Genomic DNA, 18,828 nt, shown 5'->3' with positions numbered 1-18,828 from the left:
ATTATTATAGGATAGGTTATCTAAAAATTTAGTAAGAAGGAAGGTCTAAATTATGAGAAAATTTATTTTAGGAAGTGTTGCTTTTTCAGAAATAACGGAACAGGAAGCTGACAGCTTTTTTTCTCCAAAGACACAAGTCTATATTTCAAATCAGAAGGACTGATTTTTTGGACAATATCCAGATGATTTTGATGGAGAAAACACTAAATGGGAAAAACATAATTATTTTATCTATGTTCTTCCAGTTGGAAAAAAATATAAAATTGCCTGTACTCCTTTTGAAGAAGTTACTTCTTATGATAAAGAAGGGTATCCTACATTAACTTATACAACAACAACAGGATATGTTGTAAAAAGTAGAAAAAATGAGAAAATACCTGCAGCATCTTCATATAATTATAATATTATGTTTATAGAGATGCGTACTGGTACGGAAATAAAAAATGGGAAAAAATACGAAAGGGATAGTTATCAAATTCTTTCAGAAAGTGAATTAAATGCTCTATTAAAATCTAAAAATGCAAAAAGACTTGATCCTGCTACAGAAAAAAATACCAAAGCATGGCTAGATTGGCTATTACATAACACTAATTAATACTATTAGTTGAATAAAATATCAAGACTCTTGTTAGTAAATTAATATAATTTTATTTCTTAAAAGAGTTCACTCTACTGCGAGAAATCCCAGTTTTTTTTCTATCAAAACTTATCCAAAATAAAAAACCATCCCAAAAAGCTAAAAAACTTTTCAAGACAGTTTTCAAAAACAAATATTCTAATTTTTTATTTTTATCCTCCAAGATAAGCCTTTTTAATCTCAGGATTTGTAAGCAATTCCTTCCCTGTTCCTTCCAGAATGATTTTTCCAGTTTCCAGAACGTAGCCTCTGTCTGCAATTGATAGTGCCATATTGGCATTTTGCTCTACTAACAGCACTGTTACATTTTCTTCTTTATTAATTCTTACAATTATGTTGAAAATTTCCTGCACTAATAATGGTGCTAGTCCCATTGACGGCTCATCTAGCAATAGTAGTGAAGGATTTGACATTAAGGCTCTTGCCATTGCCAACATTTGTTGTTCTCCTCCACTCATTGTTCCTGCCAGCTGTTTTTTACGTTCGGCAAGTCGTGGAAACAGCGAGAACATATGTTCCATATCTTTTTTTATTTGGTCTGTATCATTTCTCGTAAATGCTCCCATTTCCAAGTTTTCCAATACAGTCAATTCTGTAAAGATTCTACGTCCTTCCGGCACGTGTGCCATTCCACGGCTGACAAGCTTGTAAGCATCTATATTGGTCACATTTTCTCCACTTAAGGAAATTTCTCCTGATTTTATTGGTACAAGCCCTGAAATAGCGTGAAGTGTGGAGGTTTTTCCCGCACCATTTGCACCAATTAGAGAAACAATTTCACCTTTTTTTATCTGAAATGAAATGTTTTTTATAGCGTGAATTCCGCCATAATATACATTTAAATCATTTACATTTAAAATATTCACTTTTCCTCCTTTTTGCTAATTTTATTAATTTTCTTCTTAAATTTTATTCTCCCAAATAAGCTGCAATAACTTCTTTGTTATTTTGAATTTCATCAGGCAGACCTGAAGCAATAATTCTTCCAAAATTCAGCACATAAAGTCTTTCACAAATTCCCATTACCAAGTCCATATCATGCTCGATTAGCAGGATTGCAATTTTAAATTTATTTCTTATAAAGCTGATTGTATTCATCAGTTCTCTTGTTTCATTTGGATTCATTCCAGCTGCAGGCTCATCCAGCAGCAATAATTTTGGATTTGTTGCCAAAGCTCTTGCTATCTCCAGTTTTCTTTGCTGTCCATAAGACAGGTTTCCTGCTGTAATATTTGCCATTTCAGCCATATCAAAAATATCCAGTAAATCAAGCGCCTTATCTGTTATTTCCTTTTCTTCCTTCCAAAATCTAGGAAGTCTAAAAATCGCTTCAAAAGTGTTATATTTCATACTGCTGTTAAGTGCCAGCTTTACATTGTCAAGCACTGTTAATTCCTTAAACAGCCTTATATTCTGAAATGTTCTGGCAACTCCCAAAGCAACTATCTGTGGAGTAGTTTTTTTATTTATACTAATCTGATTTATAGAAATATCTCCATCAGTAGGCTTGTAAACGCCTGTCAGCAAGTTAAATATTGTCGTTTTCCCAGCTCCGTTTGGACCAATCAATCCAACCAGTTCCCCTTCTTTAATCTCAATATTTACCTCATCAACAGCTCTTAGCCCGCCAAAAGATATTCCCAAATCTGTCGTTTTTAATAATGACATATTTTTATCTCCTATTTTACTTCATTTTTATATTTATCAAAAATATTTAACTTTCGCTTTTCTCACTCTTATTATTTCTATAATTTCTAATTCTATTAATTCTTCTCTTTGTTCCTGCAAATGTAAATTCCTTCGTACCAAAAATCCCTTTTGGACGGAAAATCATTAATGAAATTAATATGATTGCATAAACTAAGTATCTAAACTGCGAAACATCTCTCAATCTTTCATTTAGAAGTGTCAAAATTGTTGCAGCGATAATTGCTCCCGTAATACTTCCAAGTCCGCCAAGCACTACCATAACAAGAATTTCTATTGAGAATAAAAATCCAAATTTATCTGGCGTCAAAATTCCAATATTATGAGCAAATAACGATCCTCCAACTCCAGCAAAAAATGCTGAAAAAGCAAACCCATAAAGTTTTACACGATTTAATCCTATTCCAATATTTTCTGCCGCAATTTCATCTTCTCTAATTGACAGAATCTCTTTCCCTTTTCGAGAAGTCATCGCCATTGCAATTACAATAATCGAAATAACTACAATGAAATATGTATTTGAAAAATCTAGAATTGTTGGAATATTGTTAAGTCCAGTTGCTCCACCTAAAAAGTCCAGATTTTGAATAATATATTTTATAATTTCTCCAAAGGCAAGTGTTATAATAGCAAGATAATCTCCTCTTAACCTAAGTGTACTTCCACCAACAAAAAATCCAAATACAGCCGCAACCAATCCACCAAACAATGATACTAGTATTAACTGTAAAAATGGAGGCAAATTATAGTTTACAAGTATTTTTGAAATAAATGCCGCTGAATATCCTCCAATTGCGATAAATCCAGCTTGCCCCAAATTAAGCTGTCCCATAAGACCAACTGTTATGTTTAGACTCACTGCAAATAAAACAAAAATTAATATGTTTATATATATTCCTTTTGTATAACTGAAAGCATCATTTGGATCAAAAGTAAAACTTAGGACGATATAAAGTGCAACTATCGAAATAAATGTAACTACATAATTTTTTACATTTAATTTGTTAAAATAATTTAAGTTTTTCCATTTATATTCTTGTACTTCTTTATTTTCTTTGATCTTATTATTCTGTTCGTTTTGATTTTTTTCTGTATTATCTATATTTTTTGTTTTTACATCTGTATTGTTTTTTTCCATATTTTCCATTTTCCTCCCTTCCAATTACACTTTTTCTTTCATATTCTTACCAAATAGTCCATTTGGCCTAAAAATTAGTATTAATATCAGCACACCAAATACTATAGGATTTGCCCAAGTTGTAAGTGATGAGCCTTTTACATACGCTTCAAGAAGTCCTAAGACGTATCCACCAACCATAGCTCCTGGAATACTTCCAATTCCTCCAAATACAGCCGCAATAAACGCCTTCAGTCCTGGCAGCATTCCCATATATGGCTCAATTTGCGGATAAACAATCGCATACAATGCCCCGCCTAATGCCCCAAGTCCAGAACCAATCGCAAATGTTATAGCAATAGTTTTATTTACATTAATTCCCATAAGCTGTGCCGCTCCTGTATCCTGTGAAACTGCTCTTGTCGCTTTTCCTAGTTTTGTATTTTTAATAAACAGGTTCAAAGCAACCATACAAATTAAAGTAACTACAATTACAAATATTGTAAGCATGCTAATTTGCAAGAATCCTAGACTGATTTTGTTATTATTTGATAAAAACGCTGGTATATATTTCTGATCAATAACTTTTGGATTTGCTCCAAATATTATAAGTGCCAGGCTTTCCAGCAAAAAGCTCATTCCAATCGCTGTTATAAGTGCCGAAATTTTAGGTGCATTTCGAATTGGACGATATGCAAAAAAATCAATTACAACTCCCAAAATAGCACATATAACAATTGATAAAATAATAGCCACAATTAATGGCATTCCATGTGACACGGCAATTAAAGTAGCATACGCTCCCACCATAAGTATATCACCATGTGCAAAATTTATAAGTTTAACGATACCATAAACCATTGTATATCCTAACGCAATCAACGCGTAAATACTTCCAGTCTGCAGTCCGTTAATAGTCTGTTCAATAAAACTCTTTAACATATTTAAAAACTCCTCATACTCTTTACTTAAAATACGCTTTATTTTTCATTCATATACTTAAGCAACTTTAAAATCATACTCTTCCCCTGTAATTAAATATAATCTTAAAGCTGCTTACGTATATTTACCCAAATTAATTTTCTTCTTTTTAGATAAAAAAAGTTCCAGACTGTTAGAAGAAAGAAAATTTCTCCTAACAACCGAACTTTATAACAATTATTATTCTCTATATTTTTAGAATTTTTTCTTTCCTAGAATTTTTCCTTCAATGAAAGTTTTCCATCTTTCACTTCAATAAATGTAACTTTTTTCTCAGGATTTCTTTCTGCATCAAATTTTAATGAACCTGTAACCAAAGTACCATCAAATTTTTTAATTGCTTCTTTTATTGCATCTTTAGAAGACAAGTCAGAAACATTTTTTAATGCTGTTTCTAAAATAGTTCCAGTATCATATCCTAAAGCGGCAAAAATAATTGGATCTATTTTATATTCATTTTTGTATGCTGCAATAAATTTTTGAACATTTTGATCAGGGTCATCTGGTGCAAACTGGCTTGCAAAAACTGCTCCATTTGCAACTTTTCCAAAGTTAGTCTGGATTCCATCCCATCCATCTCCACCCATGAATTGAGCGTTTATTCCAAGTTCTTTTGCCTGTGTCAAGATTAGTCCAATTGTGTTGTAATAATCTGGTACGAAAATTACTTCAGAATTGTATCCTTTTACTTTTGTAAGCAATGCTCTAAAATCCTTGTCATCAGCAGTGTATTGTTCTTCTTTTACTTGAATTCCTTCTTTTTTAGCTTGTTCCTTAAATGCGTTTGCAAGCCCTACAGAATAGTCACTTCCAGTATTAGTTAAAACAGTAATGTTTTTATAACCTTTTGCTTTTGCATATTTTGCAACAACGACACCTTGATAAGGATCTGTAAATGTAGTTCTGTAAACAAAATCTTTTCCTTTTGTGATGTCAAATGCAGTTCCAGTTGCTGTAATCATAGGAATTTTTGCTTGTTGCGCAAGCGGTGCAATTGCAAGAGATGGTCCAGATGTAACTTCTCCTACAAAAATATCAATTTTATCTTGTGAAACCATTTTTTTAAACGCATTAATCGCTTCCTGCACATCACCTTTACTGTCTGCTTCCACAATTTCAATTTTTTTACCATTAATTCCACCAGCGGCATTTATTTCTTTTACCTTCAATTTAAATCCGTTTATTGTACTTGTTCCATATTGTGCCACATTTCCAGTTAATGCTCCTATAACACCAACTTTTATAACATCGCTGTCCTTAGACGCCTTTGCTCCACAGCTCAGTACGAATAATGCCAACAATGAAACTAAGAATAATATTTTTTTCATCGTCGTTCTCCTTCACTATTATATTTTTTATAAGTAATTTATTTTGTTTCTTAAATTTAAAATTTTTCTTTTAATGTAAGTTTTCCACCTTTTACTTCAATAAATGTAACTGCTTTTTCAGGGTTTCTGTCAGCATCAAACTTTAACTTTCCAGTTATAAGATCAATTCCGCTAACTGCGTTCATAGCTTCTTTTATAGATGGTCCTGTCAAATCTTTTGAAGATTTTAATGCAGCTTCTACAATTTCCACTGTGTCGTATCCAAGTGCAGCAAACATTATTGGTTCTTTATTAAATTTAGCTTGATAATCTTTCATAAATTTCTGAACATTTTCAGCTTTATCTTCTGGAGAAAATTGGCTTGCAAAAATTGCTCCTTCCGCAACTGCTCCAAAGTTAGTCTGAATTCCGTCCCATCCATCTCCACCAAAATATTGTGCAGTTATTCCCAAATCTTTTGCTTGAGAAATAATTAATCCGATTGTATTGTAATAATCTGGTATAAAGATAGCCTGTGGATTTTGCCCTTTTACTTTTGTCAAAATTGCTTTAAAATCTTTATCATCATTTGTATATTTTTCTTCAGTAATAGTTATTCCATCTTTTTCAGCTTGTTCCTTAAACGCATTTGCAATTCCTACAGAATAATCATTTGAAGAATTTGTTAAAATTGCGATTGATTTTACGCCTTTTGATTTTGCATATTTTGCAGTTGCTGTTCCTTGATAAGGATCTGTAAATGTCGTTCTAAACACGAAATCTTTTCCTTTTGTAACATCAAGGCTTGTAGCAGTTGCCGAAATTAAAGGTACTTTTGCACTTTGAGCAAGTCCTGAAATAGCCTGTGAAGTAGCCGAAACAACTTCTCCAATCACGATATTCACCTTATCTTGTGAAACCATTTTTTTAAATGCATTCACCGATTCTTGAACATCACCTTTACTATCTGCAATAACAAGTTCGATTTTTTTACCATTAATCCCTCCTGCATTATTAATAGCCTCTACTTTCAGTTCAATACCTTCTTTTACTGCAATCCCATATTGTGCATAATTTCCAGTGAGTGGTGCAATAACTCCAATTTTTATAATATTACTATTAGTAGTTTTCTTTCCACAACTAAGAATAAGAATGGTGACTAATAACATTGTTAGAAATAATTTTTTCATACTTTCAACACCCTTTCATTATTAAATTTTCAAAGTATAGTAAATATAAAAATAATCTTTTTTATTGATTAAATATAAACTATAACTTTATTATATGTTTAATATTATATCATAAAAGATAAAGAAATGAAATTATTTTTGAAAAAATTCCAAAAAAAAACTACCACAAATGTGGTAGTAAAAAATATTTTAATTAAACATATTTTTTATATTCAATTCACAAATTACTTTTTATATTAGTTTCCTAAATTAAAGTCATAACCTACACCAAGACTAACTCTTTTGTAGTCAGCATTATATTTAGATTTAACACCTAAAGGTCCTTCGTATTCATATTTTCCTTTGTTTTCTTTGAACATAAGTTCTACGTTTACATTGTTGAAGTTAACTCCTCCACCTACACCGTAGTATGCTCCACCTTTAGCTTTAAATTTACCAACATTACCATAGTCATGATCTCCATTATTGAATGAATATCCTAAATCACCTTTAACATAAGGTTTAACTGCTGTTTGTGTATCAAAAGTATATTTTGCAGTTCCATATACAGGGAATGAATTATAGTTTTTCAAATTTTGTCCAGAAACTTTATCTTTTAAGTCTTTATGGAATTGGAATGCTGTCCCTCCACCTACTTCTAATCCTGGAGTTACTTCGTATCTGTATTCAGCACCAATTTCTCCTGAACTGTTTTTAACTTTTTGATTTTTATAATTCTTTCCATAATGATATTTTCCACCAAGATCTATTCCACCTTTAGCTTCAATTTTTCCAGCATCTGCAAACGAAGCTGCTCCTAAAACTAAAAATAATCCAATTAATGTCTTTTTCATAATCAATCACCTTTCTTTTTCAAAAATCTCCTTCGATTTTTATTTTTTTACATCTGAAAACATATCCGTCTTCTGATGTTACTTAATTATACCCCATAGTTCTTATAAATAAATTTTTATACATTTATATTTATCTTTGAGCAAAAAATTAATAAATATCCGAAAACTTAGCTGAAAAATAAAAAGTGCAACTTATGATAAACACTGAGTTACACTATATATTTAAATTTTAATTGTTTTAATGGTGCCCAGACGCGGAATCGAACCACGGACACAGGGATTTTCAGTCCCTTGCTCTACCGACTGAGCTATCTGGGCATATTATATATGGCGGGTGAACTGGGATTCGAACCCAGACATCTTGCGATTTCGCCGGTTTTCAAGACCGGTCCCTTAGCCGTTCGGACATCCACCCACAACTTTACTAAAATATTAAATACTATTTTTTAAAAAAAATACCACAATTTTAAATTATGGTTCCAAAAAAATAAATGGTACGGCCTAGGGGGATCGAACCCCTGTTACCGGGATGAAAACCCGAGGTCCTAACCACTAGACGAAGGCCGCACAAGTTTTTCAATGGTGGATCCAGCTGGACTTGAACCAGCGACCGCTCGGTTATGAGCCGAGTGCTCTAACCAGCTGAGCTATGGATCCATATGGCGTGCCTGAAGAGATTCGAACTCCTGGCCCACGGCTTAGAAGGCCGTTGCTCTATCCAACTGAGCTACAGGCACATATGGTTAAATTAAATGGTGAGCCATACTGGGATCGAACCAGTGACACCTTGATTAAAAGTCAAGTGCTCTACCGACTGAGCTAATGGCTCATATTTTGGAGCGGGAGACGAGGGTCGAACTCGCGACATTCAGCTTGGAAGGCTGACGCTCTACCAACTGAGCTACTCCCGCATAATATGATTCGTGGTGCCTCGGGCCGGACTTGAACCGGCACGGGATAAATTCCCACAGGATTTTAAGTCCTGTGCGTCTACCGATTTCGCCACCAAGGCATTTGGCATTTATTTGTTATTTCTAACTCACAAGTACTCGATTAGTATATCATAATTAATTTTAGTTGTCAACACTTTTTTTGAATTTTTTTAACATTCTCTTATTTTTCTTATTTTTTCCCCTTACATACTAGTTTTATACAAAATAAAAAAATAAACTTTTTTTGAATTTTTATTCAAAATTTAGTAATTAATAACTAGTATTGTATTTTTTTTAGGTTGTCTCATAAGTTAAAATATTTTTTTATTAAATTGATGTTTTTAAAAATAAAAAATATTTCTTTATCTTATGAGACATTCCTGCATATATAAAAAAATAATTTAAATAAATTTAATTCTCAACATATTCTTTTATAATTTTTTCTGCTTTTTGTGTAATTTCATCATAGCTTCCTTCTGGCGAGAATTTTTCCAACACTGCTACTTCAATTTTTTTCGGTTTTGGGAACTTCATATATCTTGAATATGCTTCAAATGCACCTTTTATTCCAAGACATTGAATATCGACATTCAGTTCCTTTGCAATTATAGCAAATACCTTTTTAAATTGAGCAACTTTTCCATCTTTTGTTCTTGCTCCTTCTGGGAAAATTACAATGCTTTTCCCGCTTTTCAGGTATCCGACTATTTCTTCTACACTTTTTCTAATATTTTTGTTAATATCAATTAAAACGACATTTCCATTTGAAACAAGAAGTTTCATTACACCTTTTTTAAAATACCAGTCAATTGCTAAAAATAATGTATTAAAAACAATTTTATTTGGAAATAGTGATCCTAGAATTAATGGATCTACAAAACTTTGATGATTTGATACAAAAATTTGCGGATTGTCTGTTAATTTTTTCCTGTCAATTTTTTTTACTCTGAAATATAAATCGACAATTGGTTGAAATATTTTTAAAAATTTTGTTACCCAACGGTTTTTATTGTCCTCTATAGGTTTTGTTTCACTTATAATCTGTTTCCAGTCAATATCATTGTCTTCAAATTTTGTAGCTTTTTGATTGATGTATTCAGATAATAATTTTAAATTTGGCATTCCAGCAAACTTTTCTTCATCCAGCTGAATTCCAAAACTGTTTTCTATAAATGCAAAAAATTCTACAATGTCAAGTGAATCCATTCCGATTTCAAGTTCCAGATTTTCTTCTGGCTGTGGCTCAATTCCTTTATTTTTCTTGACATATTCTTTTAATATTTTATATGCTTCATCGGTTGGTTCAGGTATTTTTTCTTTTTTTACAATCTCATTTTTTTCGTATAAGTCCGGCAGCATAAATCTCCGTGTCTTTCCAACTCTAGTTTTTGGCAATTCTTCTTCAAATAACTTGTAATCAAGCACTTTTTCGTAGTTATGCGCCTTTAGGTTATAATCTTCCACTATATTTTTTATATAAGCCTTTGTATTTGTAATTCCACGTTTTCTAAACTCTAATAAATCTGGAACAATTATTGCAGCTAACTTATTTTTGTAATTAAAAATACCAATTTCCTTGATTAATCCATTACTTTGTGCAACCACTCTATTTTCAAGCGTTTCTGGATCAATATTCTTACCATTTGAAAGAACAATCATTGTATTTTTTCTTCCACGAATTGTAACATAGCCTTCTTCATCAATTGTCGCTAAGTCTCCTGTCTTGAACCATCCGTCTTCAGTAATTACTTCCGCCGTCTTATCAGGCTTATTGTAATAGCCTTTCATAACAATCGGACCTTTAACCCACAGTTCTTCATCCACAATCTTTATTTCAATGTTATTAAGTTTTTTCCCAACTGTTCCGATTTTTCTTTCTTTTTTTGAATTTACAGCGATAACCGGTGCAGTTTCGGTAAGCCCATACCCCTCAAGGGCGTAAAATCCTAATGTTTCATAAAACCTTGAAATTTCAGGATCCATTTTTGCTCCACCGACAACGATAAAGTCAAGGTGCCCACCAAATTTTTTATGAACTTTTGCAAAGACTTTTCTTTTTATCTTCAATGATTTGACATTGCTCATCATTTTGTAAATAAATCGTGTAATGAATTTTGCGTCAATTTGCTGCTTTATTCCATCATAAAATAGCTTGAATACTCTTGGAACTCCTATTATTGCAGTTACTCTATTTTTCTCAAGCGCGTCAAATATTTCCTTGCTTGCAATTTTTTCTACAAACACAATTGAAGTCTGATATTTTAACATCAAAAGAACGCTCGCTGTCAAAGGCAGAACATGGTGAAATGGCAATATTGCCAAAATCTGATCCCTGTAATCAAATATCCCTTTTTCGTAAAGTCCTTCCATTTCAGTATTTAAATTATTGAAAGACAGCATTACACCTTTTGGACTTCCAGTTGTACCTGAAGTATAAAGCATAGCCGCTGTTTCATCTCCAGCTGGATTTTCAAGTTCAAACTGCATATTTTTTATAGCATTCATTTTTCCCTGTTCAACTGTAATCTTATCCACATTTATTATTTTTACAGTATTTTTTGAACTATATTTTTCAACTGCTTCAAAAATAGTTTTTTCTGTTTCGTTTGAGCAGAAAATTACGTTTGGATGTGAATCTTCTAGCACGTATAAAATTTCGCCTGAATTGCTATTGGCATCAAGAGCGATTCCAGCTGATTTTTTATCCCATACTGCAAAAAAGCTGTAAATCCATTCTGGACGATTTTCCATAACAATCAGTCCAAACTTCTCCTTTTCCAATTCAACTATATACTCAGAAAAATATTTTATATTATCTATCAAATCAATATAATTAATGTGCTTATTGTCAAAATCAACTAATGCCAGCCGCTCTGTTCTCTCTAAAAACATAATTTTGCCTCCTTTTTTTATTGTTATACTCAAAATTTAGTATATCATAATAAATAAGAAAAGTGAACTATTCATTTTTTTTAATAAATTCAGTTATGCTAAACAACAATTAACACCTGCTATTCCTTAACTTTATAAGCACTTGTATAGTAAAACTGCTTTAAAGCCGAACTAAAATTTTATTCAAACCCTAAATTTGTATAATTTTAGCAGTTTAATTTTAAATAGGTTTGAGTATATGCAAATTTTTCAAGATCGGAAGCCTAATTAGAATATTTTTCAAATTCCTTATCCAGTAACGCAGGTGTAAATTCAGTTATCACGGTTTCTATCAAATTATTTTTGTAATACGGATCTTCCTTTAATATTGTCTCAAGCTCTCCCCTAGTTACATTAAACGCAAGAATAAGCCCGCCAGTTGGAGGATTTTGCCGTCCGCCAGCAATAAATTTTCCAGCATCAATATTTTTTTGAATAAACTCAAAATGCTCCTGCCTGTATTTTCCCACTTCCTCTAATGGTTTTGTATAAGTTGTAGATATAATAAATATTTGCTTCATAAGTTTATTTTCCTCCTAAAATTATTTCTTACTCTATTATTTTACAATACATTTTAAAATAATCAACTTTTTTACTATAAAATTTAAATTATGAAATAAATTTTACAAAAAAAGAACCCATTCTATAATTAAAAATAGAAATAGGTTCTTTATTTAAATATTTAATATCAAAAACTTAAAAAATTAATACCATCCTCTTAATTTCATTGCTTTTGCAATTCTTTCAATACTCTTCATATAAGCAGCATTTCTTAAATCTACCTTGTATTCAGCCGCTAAAGCCCATACATCTTCAAATGCTCCTGATAATAGCACATTTTCCTTTTGTTGAACTTCTTCAAAAGACCAGTAGTAACTTTGCAGGTTTTGTACCCATTCAAAGTATGAAACTACAACTCCACCTGCGTTTGCCAAAATGTCAGGCACAACTAAGATTCCTTTTTTAAATAAGATTTCATCAGCTTCTGGAGTAGTTGGTCCATTTGCTCCTTCTAAAACTGCTTTTGCTTTAATTCTGTCAGCATTTTCAGAAGTAATTTGATTTTCCAAAGCACATGGCGTTAAAACATCAACTTCTAATTCCAATAACTCAGCATTTGTAATATCTTTTCCGTAACCTTTGTTTTCTGAAATACATCCGTTTTCTTTAAAATCTTTGATTACAGCTTCCATATCAATTCCATTTTCATTGTAAATTGCAACATCAACATTTGAGAAAGCTACAATTTTTGCACCATCTTTATGGGCATAATATGCTGTGTAAAAACCTACATTTCCAAATCCTTGTACAGCGTAAGTTGCTCCCTTAACATCAATGTTTAGTTTTTCTAACGCTTTTTTAGCTGCCAAATTAACTCCATATCCAGTTGCTTCTGTTCTTGCAAGAGATCCACCAAATTCTAAAGGTTTTCCTGTGAATACACCTTTTGCTGATTTCCCTTCAATTTCTTCATAAGCGTCAACCATCCAGGACATGATTTGTCCGTTTGTGTTAACGTCTGGAGCTGGTATGTCAACTTTTTCTCCAATAATTGGTGAAATTGCTTTTGCAAAGCCTTTAGAAATTCTTTCTAACTCAGCTTTAGAATAATCTTTAGGATCAATTGCCATTCCACCTTTTCCACCACCATAAGGGATTCCTGCTACTGAACATTTGAATGTCATCCAAGTTGATAATGCTTTTACTTCATCTCTTGTTACGTTTGGATGGAATCTAAGTCCACCTTTGAAAGGCCCTACCGCATTGTTATGTTGAGATCTGTATCCTGTAAATGTTTTAACTGTTCCGTCGTCTAATCTTACTGGGAACGATACTTCCAACACTCTCATTGGATTTTTTAGGATTTCGTACACAGCTGGATCTGCGTTTAACTTATCACAAGCTGATTTTACTTGTTTTTGTGCAATCTCAAATGGATTTAATGTTTCTTTTGCCATCTTTTTTTACCTCTCTTTTCTCTAGTCTATTTTGATTTTTAAACTTGTTAAAAATCTTCTCTACTTTTACATCATACTACAATTTTATATAAAATTGCAAGTATTTTTTATAGAACTTAAAATTTGCCTTTTACCAAAATATTTTAAATTACATTGTATTTTAGATATAACTTTATTTTTTATTAATTTTTTTGCAGAAACATAAAAACAATTTGTATTCCAACTTAAAATATTGTATAATTAAAATATAAAAAGAACATAAATATATAAAATAGAATAAATATTTGACATAGATATTTAAAATAAAAGGAGATGATATGAGATGTTTAAGAAAATTTTTCTCATGGTTATTCTTACTATGGCAGTTGTAGGGTGCAGTGCACATGATATGGCTCTCTGGAAAGAAGCAAGACAGGAAAGAATAGAAGAAGGTAGAAAGTGTTTTAGGAGGGCTAGTGGAACGGCCTACTGCGTAGACAAGTACGGAAATAGGGTATACTAGCTATATGTAAGTATAAACAGAGGATGAGACAGATAAAGATAATTAGGAAAAAAGCGAATATATATTAAAGGCAGGAGTTTCTCATATAGGGAATATTTTCCTGCCTTTTTTGGGGCAAATAAAAGCTCCGTCAATTTGTTAAAATTAAAAAATTTGTTTTGCTAAAGAAAAAATATTTATAGTAAAACTGCTTTAAAACTGAACTCAAAAGCTATAATTATTTTAGTCAAACCCTTAGTTTGCATGATTTTTGATAGTTTAATTTTAAATAAGTTCGAGTGTATTATAAACTTTCAATATTTTAATTATTTGGAAATACTAATTTTTTATCCTTTATTAAAAAAGTTTTATCTCCTATTGCTTTTTTTCTGAAAATTCATCCACTCAAATACATTTTTAAATGTCTTCCCATTTATATTAGCCTTTTCATTCCCGCCTTTTCCAGCGTTACTTGGCTCAAATCCGAAAGTTTCGGTATCTTTGGAATTTTTTATTTTATCCCTGTTCTGCACACCTTCCACCTGATTATTCAAAAAATATATCCACGAAAAATGTCCGGGAAATCTTGAATTCGGCACATCTGTCCCAACTACATTTTCATAGTACGAATACCACGCATTATCGGCTCCAGCCCTTAATAAATCCCTATACGTTGGAAGCGAGAATTTTTTTGGCGTAACAATTCCGTCATCTGCCGCCGCAATGAACCATACTGGTGTTTTTTTCATCTTCTGAATTTTTTCTTTTGTTACCCACAGTTTCTTAGTTTCTACAAATCTTGAAACTGCACTGTTTTTACCCCCTGCCGAAACTTCAATATTATTTGTCTTGTAAGTTCCATCACTATTTCTCGCGTATTCGTGATAAGCATACGCCTCACAAATTGGCACTGCCGCCGCAAAGTAATCTGGATAAGTAATTATCATATTTACAGTCATGTATCCGCCGTTTGAATCTCCAGCAAGGTAAATTCTGTTTGTATCAACATACGGATTATGTTTTACATATTCCTTGATTGTATCCATCAAAATTTGAGTGTATCTTGAATTTCCGCTTCCATTTCCATTAGTCCCATCGCCTTCATCCATCCAGTAAGTTGGCGACTGTACAGCCAGAACAAAAGCACCTTTTGTATCAGTTCCTCCTGCAGTAAAATATTTCTGAATTTCCTCTTTTGCAAGTGCCAAAGTTTCTGTGCCCAGAATATCAATATCAGGATCTGCTCCACCTTCTCCTTGTCCGTGAAGCCATATAATTAAAGGTTTTTTTACTCCCAATTTTAAGTTTTCAGGCTCATAAGCTGCCATTTCCAGTTTTAGATTTTCTATTTTTTTAGTAATTGGGTTTTTATAATTTCCACTAAATGAACTTCTGTAATTAAACAATTCTGTATCATCCGAAACTCTATTATTAATCACATCCTCTTTTTTACTGACCAAATAATCTTTCCCATCAATTGTAGTTTTCCCCTCGATTTCCACAACATATTCTTTTACCCATTCATTAAAAAATTTCTGTCTGTTATAAGCAAAGGGCGAACCTTCATATTTCAAGGTATCAGGGTTAAACTTATTTTCTAATTCAAGTGTAACAATCCCAGTGTCAAAGGCTTTCTCTCCTTTCTTATCTGAAACATGCACATTTGTTACTTTCCTCTCAAACCCATTTGTCCTTACTTTCCAATCATTTTTATCAAGATTTGTAATTCTATAATCAGCCATTTCCAAAATAACTTTGCTCACAGCGGGCCCGCTCTCAAAACCTTGCACAAAAATGTTAATTTTCTTTATCCCATCATAATTTGATAAATCCACAGTTTTCTCACTCACTTTCACATTTCCAATTTTTTTCCTGTTAACTCTCTTTCTATTACCACGCGTCACCGCATTTCCAATTACTCCAGCAATTAGCATAATAAATAAAATTATTACTAGATTTTTTTTCATAAACAGTCACTCTCCTTATTTTTGGTATTTTTCAAAAAAAGCAGGAGTTAAAGACTCCCGCTAAAATTTTATTATTTATCAAGTTTTACCATTGTATATGTTAATGCAAAACTTACTCCTGAAGCTGCTATTATCGAAATTAAGTATAAAGGCATTTGTGCATTTAAGAATAACAACATTCCCGGTACTACTGTAACTGCCATTCCAGAAGCCTTAAGTCCAAAAATTGAAGCTAAAAATCCACCTGTTGCTCCACCAGCAAGACCCATTAAGAAAGGTTTTCCTTTACCTTTAATTAAGTTTACCCCGTAAATTGCTGGTTCTGTAATTCCTAATGCTGCTGACAATGCTGATGGCAATGCCAATGCTTTTAATTTCGCATCTTTTGTCTTAATACCAACTGCTAGAACTGCTCCAAATTGCCCTGCTACAGCTGCTGATAATAATGGATTAAATGGATTGAATCCATCTTTTGCAAGTAATTGAATTTCTAAGAAGTTAAATATATGGTGTACTCCTGTTACAACTATTAATTGCTGAAGTCCTCCAATTATTATTCCTGCTATTCCAAGCGGTAATTTTAAAATCCATTCTGTACCAATTAAAATATAATTTTCTAGACTGTGAAATACTGGACCAATAACAAATAATCCTAATGTACTCATTACCAAAAATACAATAAATGGCGTTAATAATAAATCTAATGCATCTGGGATAACTTTTCTTAATCTTTGTTCTAATTTTGCTCCTATCATACCTACGAATAATGCTGGTAAAACTGTTCCTTGATATCCAACTACTGGAATAAACTTAAAGAACATTATTGGATGTGCATCTCCTGATGCTACTTGATAAGCATTCGGTAAAGAACCGCTAATTAACATAGAACCTAATACAATTCCCAATACAGGTGATCCACCAAATACTTTAAATGCAGACCATGCAACTAACGCTGGTAAAATAATAAATGCTGTATCTGTTAATACTTGTGTATACATTAAGAAATTAGGATTTATACTTTCTGGTGTTGTTCCCATCAATTTTAATAAATTTTCATTTGTTAATAATCCACGAAGCCCCATAAATAAACCAGTTGCAACTAATACTGGTATAATTGGAACAAAAATGTCTCCAAATGTTCTTGAAATTCTTTGAATAACGCTTCCTTGTTTAGCTGCTTCTTTTTTCATATCGGATACTGAAGATTCACTTACTCCTCCAAGTCCTTGAACAGCTTCATAAACTTTATTTACAGTTCCTGTTCCGAATATTACCTGAAACTGCCCTGAATTAAACATTGTTCCTTTTACTTTTTCAATATTATCTACCTTGTCCTTGTCGATTTTATCCTTGTCAACTACCATAATTCTAAGTCTTGTTGCACAATGTGCAAATGAACTTATATTTTCTTTTCCTCCGATAGCTTCTATCACTTCTTTAGCTATTTCTTCATAACTTTTTGCCATTTTTATCTCCTTCACAGTTTTTTGAAAAAATTACATCAATTATACCTCATTTTTTTTAAAAGTCAATACCTATTTGAAAAAAAATATAACTTTATTTGAATTACAATAGTTTATTAATTTTAAAATTATTTCTTTTTAATTTTTTGTTGATTTTTAAGAAAATAAAAACTACTATATTATATAAATACAGCAGTTTTCTTAAATTAGATTTTTAGTTCATTTCAAACTCGATGTAGACAGTTTTTGAAATATTTAATTTCTTTGGAGAAATTACGATGTTTCTTCTTGTAGATTCATCGAGAAGTTCTCTGTCGCTTTTTTTCACTTGCACTAAATTAGTTGCGTAACTGGCTTCGTTGTAGTAATTGTAGTTGTAATCGTAATAAGGCTGGATAACTCCATATGATTTATCTGTGATTGTAACAGGATTTTTTAGGTTTAAATCTGTTTTTCCTAAGATAACTTGGGCTTTTTTCAAGGCTTCCTTGTAGGCATTTTCGTAAAGTTCATTTTCCAACTGCTGCTTATTGTCAATATCGTATTCGATTTGCCCAGTCGTACCGATTCCCAATGTGCTTGCTACATTTATGATGTTTCCAAGATTTTTTAAATCTCTTGTTTCAACTTCTATCTGGTGTGAAACGACTTGGATATTTTTTTTATTGCTTGTTCTTTTTTCAAGGCTCACTTCCTTATTGTCGTATCCTGAGATTTTTACTGAATTTGCGGGAATTCCTGCTTTGCTCAATTTTTGCTGAATATCATTAAATTTTGACATTGCATTCTGGTATGCCTGTTTATTTGTTGCATCCTGAGATTCAACAGTGAAAATATATGTCCCGTTTTTACTTCTGTTCAAGGAATAAATCTTTTCAGCTGCAAGAACACTCATAAAATTTTTCAACGCATCAAGAGAAATTTTGTCAACTTCTACTGAAAGTTTTGTTTTATATTCCTTTTTCCCTTTGTTTTCAATTATCGTATCCCAGTTATATGTTTCATAAGTGGAATATCCTGTCGAATTAATCTTGTTGTATTTTGTCCCAGTCTGAGCAAGCAATCTTTTATATCTTTCTAAAATTTGTGAATTTTCCGCACTTGCCTTATCCAAACTTTCGTTTTCAGTCTGAATTGTAAGGGCAATTTTTGCCGAATTTGGCATAATTTCCTTTTGTGAAACTCCTCTAACTTGTATTCTCTTTCCAGCAACTTCGCCATCTGCAAATGATATTACCGAAAAAATCATTATAAGTATCGCTATTATTTTTTTCATTTTAAAATTCCTTTCTAAAATTTAATTTTGAGTCTTTAAACATAGTCT

At 31.9% G+C, this 18,828-nt stretch carries 15 protein-coding genes and 8 tRNA genes; 2 read left to right on the top strand and 21 right to left on the bottom strand.

Annotation, left to right across the window (positions count from 1 at the left end):
• The first annotated feature begins 406 nt into the window (after positions 1-406).
• A complete protein-coding gene (locus QU666_RS01820) occupies positions 407-595 on the top strand; it encodes a hypothetical protein (RefSeq protein WP_021769780.1) in 189 nt (62 codons plus the stop codon).
• 194 nt (positions 596-789) lie between these two features.
• On the opposite strand, the gene QU666_RS01815 is transcribed toward QU666_RS01820, so the two are convergent.
• The 18 genes from QU666_RS01815 to QU666_RS01730 form a co-directional block, all read right to left on the bottom strand.
• Positions 790-1,497, bottom strand: coding sequence for an ABC transporter ATP-binding protein (locus QU666_RS01815; RefSeq protein WP_328586155.1), 708 nt, complete (start codon positions 1,495-1,497; stop codon positions 790-792).
• 49 nt (positions 1,498-1,546) lie between these two features.
• Positions 1,547-2,305, bottom strand: coding sequence for an ABC transporter ATP-binding protein (locus QU666_RS01810; RefSeq protein ID WP_021769783.1), 759 nt, complete (start codon positions 2,303-2,305; stop codon positions 1,547-1,549).
• A 46-nt stretch (positions 2,306-2,351) separates the two neighbouring features.
• Positions 2,352-3,482: a branched-chain amino acid ABC transporter permease gene (locus tag QU666_RS01805; protein WP_036071480.1), complete on the bottom strand. Its 1,131-nt coding sequence runs from the start codon at positions 3,480-3,482 to the stop codon at positions 2,352-2,354.
• 24 nt (positions 3,483-3,506) lie between these two features.
• Positions 3,507-4,403, bottom strand: a complete 897-nt coding sequence (locus QU666_RS01800) for a branched-chain amino acid ABC transporter permease (protein WP_021769785.1) — start codon at positions 4,401-4,403, stop codon at positions 3,507-3,509.
• A gap of 251 nt (positions 4,404-4,654) precedes the next feature.
• Positions 4,655-5,770 carry an ABC transporter substrate-binding protein gene (locus QU666_RS01795; protein ID WP_021769786.1) on the bottom strand — a complete coding sequence of 372 codons (1,116 nt, stop codon included), beginning with the start codon at positions 5,768-5,770 and terminating at the stop codon, positions 4,655-4,657.
• 56 nt (positions 5,771-5,826) lie between these two features.
• A complete protein-coding gene (locus QU666_RS01790; protein WP_021769787.1) occupies positions 5,827-6,939 on the bottom strand; it encodes an ABC transporter substrate-binding protein in 1,113 nt (370 codons plus the stop codon).
• A 236-nt stretch (positions 6,940-7,175) separates the two neighbouring features.
• Complete coding sequence (locus QU666_RS01785) at positions 7,176-7,772, bottom strand: outer membrane beta-barrel protein (RefSeq protein ID WP_021769788.1); 597 nt, start codon at positions 7,770-7,772, stop codon at positions 7,176-7,178.
• A 242-nt stretch (positions 7,773-8,014) separates the two neighbouring features.
• Positions 8,015-8,090: transfer RNA gene (locus tag QU666_RS01780), tRNA-Phe, on the bottom strand.
• Between the two features lie 10 nt (positions 8,091-8,100).
• Positions 8,101-8,187 (bottom strand) — tRNA-Ser (locus QU666_RS01775).
• Between the two features lie 77 nt (positions 8,188-8,264).
• Positions 8,265-8,339, bottom strand: a tRNA-Glu gene (locus QU666_RS01770).
• Positions 8,340-8,352: 13 nt separating this feature from the next.
• Positions 8,353-8,429: transfer RNA gene (locus QU666_RS01765), tRNA-Ile, on the bottom strand.
• A gap of 3 nt (positions 8,430-8,432) precedes the next feature.
• A tRNA-Arg gene (locus tag QU666_RS01760) sits at positions 8,433-8,509 on the bottom strand.
• A 16-nt stretch (positions 8,510-8,525) separates the two neighbouring features.
• A tRNA-Lys gene (locus QU666_RS01755) sits at positions 8,526-8,601 on the bottom strand.
• 6 nt (positions 8,602-8,607) lie between these two features.
• Positions 8,608-8,683 (bottom strand) — tRNA-Gly (locus tag QU666_RS01750).
• 13 nt (positions 8,684-8,696) lie between these two features.
• Positions 8,697-8,784 (bottom strand) — tRNA-Leu (locus tag QU666_RS01745).
• Positions 8,785-9,115: 331 nt separating this feature from the next.
• Positions 9,116-11,596: an AMP-binding protein gene (locus QU666_RS01740; protein ID WP_036069980.1), complete on the bottom strand. Its 2,481-nt coding sequence runs from the start codon at positions 11,594-11,596 to the stop codon at positions 9,116-9,118.
• A 263-nt stretch (positions 11,597-11,859) separates the two neighbouring features.
• The gene (locus QU666_RS01735) at positions 11,860-12,156 is read right to left on the bottom strand and encodes a YciI family protein (protein ID WP_021768430.1); all 297 of its coding nucleotides are present in this window, start codon (positions 12,154-12,156) and stop codon (positions 11,860-11,862) included.
• A gap of 183 nt (positions 12,157-12,339) precedes the next feature.
• Positions 12,340-13,593, bottom strand: coding sequence for a Glu/Leu/Phe/Val dehydrogenase (locus QU666_RS01730; protein WP_021768431.1), 1,254 nt, complete (start codon positions 13,591-13,593; stop codon positions 12,340-12,342).
• Positions 13,594-13,915: 322 nt separating this feature from the next.
• On the opposite strand from QU666_RS01730, the gene QU666_RS01725 reads away from it, so the two are divergent.
• The gene (locus tag QU666_RS01725; RefSeq protein WP_021768087.1) at positions 13,916-14,095 is read left to right on the top strand and encodes a hypothetical protein; all 180 of its coding nucleotides are present in this window, start codon (positions 13,916-13,918) and stop codon (positions 14,093-14,095) included.
• A gap of 347 nt (positions 14,096-14,442) precedes the next feature.
• Here the strand turns inward: QU666_RS01725 and QU666_RS01720 are convergent, their stop codons facing one another.
• The 3 genes from QU666_RS01720 to QU666_RS01710 form a co-directional block, all read right to left on the bottom strand.
• A complete protein-coding gene (locus tag QU666_RS01720) occupies positions 14,443-16,041 on the bottom strand; it encodes a prolyl oligopeptidase family serine peptidase (protein ID WP_021768086.1) in 1,599 nt (532 codons plus the stop codon).
• A gap of 71 nt (positions 16,042-16,112) precedes the next feature.
• Complete coding sequence (locus QU666_RS01715; RefSeq protein ID WP_036069708.1) at positions 16,113-17,507, bottom strand: sucrose-specific PTS transporter subunit IIBC; 1,395 nt, start codon at positions 17,505-17,507, stop codon at positions 16,113-16,115.
• 211 nt (positions 17,508-17,718) lie between these two features.
• Positions 17,719-18,780 carry an SIMPL domain-containing protein gene (locus QU666_RS01710; protein WP_021768084.1) on the bottom strand — a complete coding sequence of 354 codons (1,062 nt, stop codon included), beginning with the start codon at positions 18,778-18,780 and terminating at the stop codon, positions 17,719-17,721.
• Positions 18,781-18,828: the final 48 nt, after the last annotated feature.

Origin of the sequence: Leptotrichia sp. HMT-225, from assembly GCF_030644325.1 — a bacterium.
GTDB lineage: Bacteria > Fusobacteriota > Fusobacteriia > Fusobacteriales > Leptotrichiaceae > Leptotrichia > Leptotrichia massiliensis.
The sequence above is the reverse complement of the archived record's forward strand: the minus strand, read 5'-3'. Positions and strand labels throughout refer to the sequence as shown.